Source organism: Dokdonella sp., from assembly GCF_035703485.1.
In the GTDB taxonomy this organism is placed as follows: Bacteria; Pseudomonadota; Gammaproteobacteria; order Xanthomonadales; family Rhodanobacteraceae; genus Dokdonella.
Map to the genome: position 1 here is coordinate 1 of NZ_DASSYD010000038.1, position 5,347 is coordinate 5,347.

The following is a 5,347-nucleotide window of genomic DNA, read 5'->3' on the forward strand; positions in this document are numbered from 1 at the left end:
TGCTGCTCGCGGGTCTGCAGGGTCAGGCGGTAGGCCGGCTTGCCTTCGACATCGATCGAGACACCGATCAGGCGGCCCGGCATCGAGCGCTTGTAGGCATCGCGGCAGCTCATGAAGCCCGCATGCGGACCGCCGAAACCAAAGGACACACCAAAACGCTGGCTGTTGCCGACGACGATGTCCGCACCCCATTCGCCCGGCGCGCGGATCAGGGTCAGGGCGAGCAGGTCGGTGGCAACCGCGACGAGTGCGCCGCGCGCATGCGCGGCCTCGGCGAGTGCCGCGTAATCATTGATCTGGCCGAACGTGTTCGGGTATTGCAGCAGCACGCCGAAGCTGTCGACATTCGCCGCTTCGGCGTCCGCGCCAACATGCAGTTCGATGTCGAGACCGTCGGCGCGCGTACGCAACACTTCGAGCGTTTGCGGATGCACTGCACTGGATACGAAGAACACATTGGATTTCGATTTTGCCGAGCGCTTGGCCAGGGTCATCGCCTCGGCCGCTGCCGTTGCCTCGTCGAGCAGGGAGGCATTGGCGATTTCCATGCCGGTCAGGTCGGCGACCATGGTCTGGAAATTGATCAGGGCTTCCATGCGGCCTTGCGAAATTTCCGCCTGGTACGGCGTGTATGCCGTGTACCAGGCCGGGTTTTCGAGGATATTGCGCAGGATGACGTTCGGCGTGTGCGTGCCGTAGTAGCCCTGGCCGATAAAGCTGCGGAACACCTTGTTGTTGTCGGCGATGGCGCGAATTTTTGCCAGTGCCTCGACTTCAGTGATTGCCGCAGGCAGGGCCAGTGGTGCGGGTGACTTGATCTTGCCCGGTACGATGGCATCGGTCATCGCATCGAGCGAATCGTGGCCAAGAAGTTCGAGCATTGACGCGATCTCGGCATCATTCGGGCCGATATGGCGCTCGACGAACGCGGAGTGATTTTCGAGATCGCGCAGGGAAGGCGTGGCAGTCTGGTTCATGATTTGGGGGCGTCCATAGATCGCGCGCGAAGCCGCACGCCGGGCGCCCCTCTGTCCTTTTGCCTGAGAGTTTGGAAGCAGGTGCCTGCCTCTTGCCCCTTCGGCGCCGGTTCGTGCCGGTCTCTCCAGAGTTGTTTGCGCGCGGAGGTATCGGGGCCTGAGCGATTACGGGCGTTGCGCCTTCGGCAGCGAATGGATTCGCTTCTCCCACCGCGTGTAACGGGGCGCATGATACCCGGGTTTTCCGGCGCTCGCGCGCTTGCCCGCATGAGCAAGTGGCGTGACGCTGTCGCAAACGCGAGCGATCGCTGGGAAATCGTTGATATTCCTGCGCCGGTTCACTCCCCTTCTTCCCTGCGCAGACAGTGACCCAGCAACTTTGTCGGGGAGGAGCGGAGATTTCCGGGTTGGTCGAGGCCTCGCCCCGGGCAGGCGCAACTACTCGATGCCGAGCTTTTCAAGCCGATAGCGCAATTGGCGCAGGGTCAGGCCGAGTTGCTTGGCCGCGGCGGTGCGGTTCCAGCGCGTGGCTTCGAGAGCCTTGGTGATGACGGCGCGCTCAGTTTCCGCGACCGTATAGGCCAAATCGCCGTTGTAGGCGGAATCCGGCAGCATGAAGCCCGAATCGTGTTCACTATCCGTGGGACGACCCGGTGCGTGGTGATGCGAAGCAGTGGGTCGCGACGGCAGGTTCGATTCGGCCGGGTCTGCTTGCTGGGCCGCGGGAGTGCGTGCGACCAGACGCATGTCGTCAGCACTGATCGAGCCGTTTTCGCAGAGGGCGACAGCACGTTCGAGGATGTTTTCGAGTTCGCGGACGTTGCCCGGAAAATCGTAGGCGACCAGAGCGCGCGTCGCATCCGCGGTCAATCGCGCCGGTGCGTGATCAGTTTCGCGGCCGAGGCGTTCGAGGATGCGTCCGGCCAGCAGCGAAATATCATCGCGACGCTCGCGCAACGGCGGCACGCGCAGCTCGATCACGTTGATGCGGTAGAAAAGATCCTGTCGGAACGAGCCGAGATCGACCAGGCGGGCGAGATTCTTGTGCGTCGCCGAAAGGATGCGCACATCGACGGCGACTTCGGCGCGCGCGCCGATCGGGCGTACCGCTTTCTCCTGAATCACGCGCAACAGCTTGACCTGCATGTGCAGCGGCAGTTCGGCGACCTCATCCAGAAACAAAGTGCCGCCATCAGCTGCCTGAAACAGGCCTTCCTTGTCGGCATGGGCACCCGTGAAGCTGCCCTTGCGATGGCCGAAGAACTCACTTTCCATGAGCTCGGAGGGAATTGCGCCGCAGTTGACCGGTACGAAGGGTGCTGCTGCGCGAGGCCCCAATTCGTGGATCATTCGTGAAACCAGTTCCTTGCCGACGCCCGATTCACCGGCAACGTAAACCGGTGCCTGGCTGCGGGCGACCTTGGCGATCGTTGCGCGAAGCTCTTTCATCGGCTCGGATTCGCCGATCAGCTTGGCATCACTGGCGTCGACGTTGGCCTTTTTTTCCTCGGACAGACGCAATGCGGTCTGGACGAGTCGGCGCAAGACATTGATATCAACGGGTTTCGAGACGAAATCGAAGGCCCCCGCCTTTAGCGCGACCACCGCCGCGTCGACATTGCCATAGGCGGTAATCATGGCTACCGGGGTATCCGGGTACTGCGCGGCAATCAATTCGATCACCTCGTGACCGGTGCCATCGGGCAGACGCATGTCGGTAAAACAAAGCGCGTACTGTGTTTCCGCGAGTCGCTGCTTGGCCTCGCTGACCGTTGCGGCCGTTTCCACAACCAGGCCCATGCGGCCAAGCGTCAGCGTCAGCAACTCGCGGATATCCCGTTCGTCGTCAATTACCAGGGCGTATTGTTTACTCATGCAGACATCGTGAGCGAGTCAGGGGCGACGCACAAGGTTAGTCTGCGCCGCGCATGAAGGCAAAGGATAGTGGTGTGAATCATTGTGATGCGCAATGACCGAACGCGCAGACAAGTGCGACGTCAAGGGTCTGGCTCAAAGCTGCTGGCGAAAATCCGATCCGATTCCGGCGCGACATTGGCGGTTGCGGAATTGTTGTCAGTATCCGGATCGCTCGCGGGTGCATTGACCACGGCAGTTACCGAGTTCGAGATGACGCCGGTCGTACCCGGGGCAACGGTTGCGTTGACCGTGTAAGTCACGTGACTGCTGGTTGGCAGGTTGACTACTGCGGAAATGTTGCCGCTGCCGCCCGAGGTGCAGGTCGCGCCGCCACTGGCCGCACATGACCAGGTCGTGCCGGTATAGGCGCCTGGGAACGCGTCGACGACGATTACGCTCGGCGCATTGGCCGGGCCGGCATTGCTGATCGTGAGTGTATGGCTGATCGCGGCACCTGGTGTGTACAGCGCTGGCGAAGTGCTTATCGAGGCTGAAACATCGGCGTTGCCGCTGCCGGCCTGGCAGTCGACGACGGCCCGGATTACCCAGTCACCGCTGACGCCGAGGTTTTCCGATGAAAACCAGAAGAAGTTGCCTGGCGAGAGTTGCGCGTAGATCGCATTGCGATTGGCGACGATGCCATCGGAATCGACTGCGAGACTGGGTCCGCTGGACGGTGGATCTTCGCCGAACGTGTAGGCAACGACGAAGGTTTCATTGTTCGTCACCGGGACGATCAGGGGAATCGTGTTGTTGTCGTCGAGAAACCGGTATTCATTGATGACGCCGTCGGTCAGCACGGGGCCGTTGATTTGCTGGACCAGTGCGCCGGGTGATGGAAAGGTGCCGGATCGGTAGATATCGATCGAGTCGCCAAGCAACTGGCCGGTGCCGCCTGTCACCGACAGCCAGAATATCTGCACGGCAACGATATTGCCGTCGCATGGTGAGGTCAGCCAGCTCGCGCCTTTTTCGCCAGTGACGAAGCCCACTTGAATCGTGGCGTTGCCGAAGCTGGTCAACGAATCATTCTGCACGGTCATTTCCGCAGCAGAAGCGCTGCCGGCGAGCAAGGTCGCGATCAGCGTGGAAGCAAGGATCTTCATCGGACTGTCCCCTGAACTCCTCCCGGAATCTCAAGGCTACGCCGATGATGCGACGGCTGATCGGCACGCGGTCACACTACCGAGTAATCCGGGCTAGCCGAGTCAAGTCCGGCAGGCGGCTAGAAATCAGATCGCCAGATCAGGCTGGCAAAGCGACCGCTCAGCGGATCGCGACGGTAGGAATAGAAGCGCCTGTCACGACGCGTATCGAAGCCGCCTCCGCTGATTTCGGCAACGCCTGAATTGCGCAAACGAAGACGCGCCAACGCCGGCAAGTCGCATTGCCAACGGCCGGGACGAGTGGCCTTGAAGGCTGCGTCCGAGGCTGGGTCATGATCGACAAACGCCTGACGGACTTCTTCGCCAATTTCATAGGACGCCGGGCCGATCGACGGGCCGAGCCAGGTCAGAATCCGGCCTGGCTCGGACTGCATTGAAGCCAGAGTCGCCTCGAGCACACCGGCGGCAAGGCCGCGCCAGCCAGCATGCGCGGCCGCCACTTCGCGGCCATCGCTGGAGCAGAACAAGACAGGCAGACAGTCGGCGCTGAGCACGGCCAGCACGACAGCGGCCGAGCGCGATACCGCCGCATCGGCTTGTGGCTCAACGGCCAGATTCGACGCATCGGCATCCATGACCCCGATGCCATGGACCTGGCGCAGCCAGCGCGGATCGGCAGGCAGATTGAACAGGGATTTCAGCGAGGCGCGGTTGCTGGCGACGGCCGCGTCATCATCGCCACAGCGGTTGCCAAGATTGCAAAGATCATGGGGAGCTGCCGAGATGCCCGGTGTCTGCCGGGTCGTCACCCGCGCGTGGACGTTTGTTGGAGCGGGCCAGTCCGGTATCAACCAGGGGTCCATTTGCGCAATCGTCATCAGTTCCGCGAATCATCGCGTACGGTGTTGATCAAGGCCTCCATGTCAGCCGGTCGCGGCACTTCGAAGGTGACGGTTTCGCCACGGCCCGGATGCACGAATTCGAGCTTCTCGGCGTGCAGGGCCTGGCGCCGGAAGCCGTGCAATGCCTCGATCAATTCAGGTGTCGCGCCCTTGGGCAGGCGCAGATTGCCGTAACTCAGGTCGCCGACGATCGGATGGCGCACATGCGCCAGATGGACACGGATCTGATGCGTGCGACCGGTTTCGAGGCGGCATTCGACCAGGGTCATGACGCGGAATTTTTCGCGGACCCGATAGTGGGTTACCGCATCGCGACCGTCCTCGCGCACGGCCTGACGAAGTCGATCGACCGGATGGCGGCCGATCGGCTGATCAATCTTGCCGCCCGCCACCATGGGCCCATAGACCAGTGCCTCGTACTGCCGATGCACGCTGCGAGCGGATA

The 5,347-nt window shown here is 62.0% G+C and carries 4 protein-coding genes, 1 pseudogene and 1 riboswitch; all 5 genes and pseudogenes read right to left on the reverse strand.

The window, feature by feature from the left end; translation table 11 throughout:
- Positions 1 to 977: pseudogene (locus tag VFN25_RS02975) on the reverse strand (glycine dehydrogenase); the annotation flags it as partial.
- Positions 978 to 1,018: 41 nt separating this feature from the next.
- Positions 1,019 to 1,116, reverse strand: a riboswitch (glycine riboswitch).
- Positions 1,117 to 1,415: 299 nt separating this feature from the next.
- On the reverse strand, positions 1,416 to 2,852 hold the full coding sequence (locus tag VFN25_RS02980) for a sigma-54 dependent transcriptional regulator (protein WP_325138658.1): 1,437 nt from the start codon (positions 2,850 to 2,852) through the stop codon (positions 1,416 to 1,418).
- Positions 2,853 to 2,974: 122 nt separating this feature from the next.
- Positions 2,975 to 4,000, reverse strand: a complete 1,026-nt coding sequence (locus tag VFN25_RS02985; RefSeq protein WP_325138660.1) for a DUF11 domain-containing protein — start codon at positions 3,998 to 4,000, stop codon at positions 2,975 to 2,977.
- A 119-nt stretch (positions 4,001 to 4,119) separates the two neighbouring features.
- The gene (pgeF, locus tag VFN25_RS02990) at positions 4,120 to 4,878 is read right to left on the reverse strand and encodes a peptidoglycan editing factor PgeF (protein WP_325138662.1); all 759 of its coding nucleotides are present in this window, start codon (positions 4,876 to 4,878) and stop codon (positions 4,120 to 4,122) included.
- Positions 4,878 to 5,347: pseudouridine synthase (locus tag VFN25_RS02995; RefSeq protein ID WP_325138664.1), on the reverse strand; the 470-nt coding region annotated here is incomplete at its 5' end. The genes VFN25_RS02995 and pgeF, both read right to left, overlap by 1 nt.

Bases quoted from the DNA above. Each gene is read 5' to 3' on its own strand.
- VFN25_RS02980 (WP_325138658.1), bottom strand. From the start codon at position 2,852: ATGAGTAAACAATACGCCCTGGTAATTGACGACGAACGGGATATCCGC.
- VFN25_RS02985 (WP_325138660.1), bottom strand. From the start codon at position 4,000: ATGAAGATCCTTGCTTCCACGCTGATCGCGACCTTGCTCGCCGGCAGC.
- pgeF (WP_325138662.1), bottom strand. From the start codon at position 4,878: ATGACGATTGCGCAAATGGACCCCTGGTTGATACCGGACTGGCCCGCT.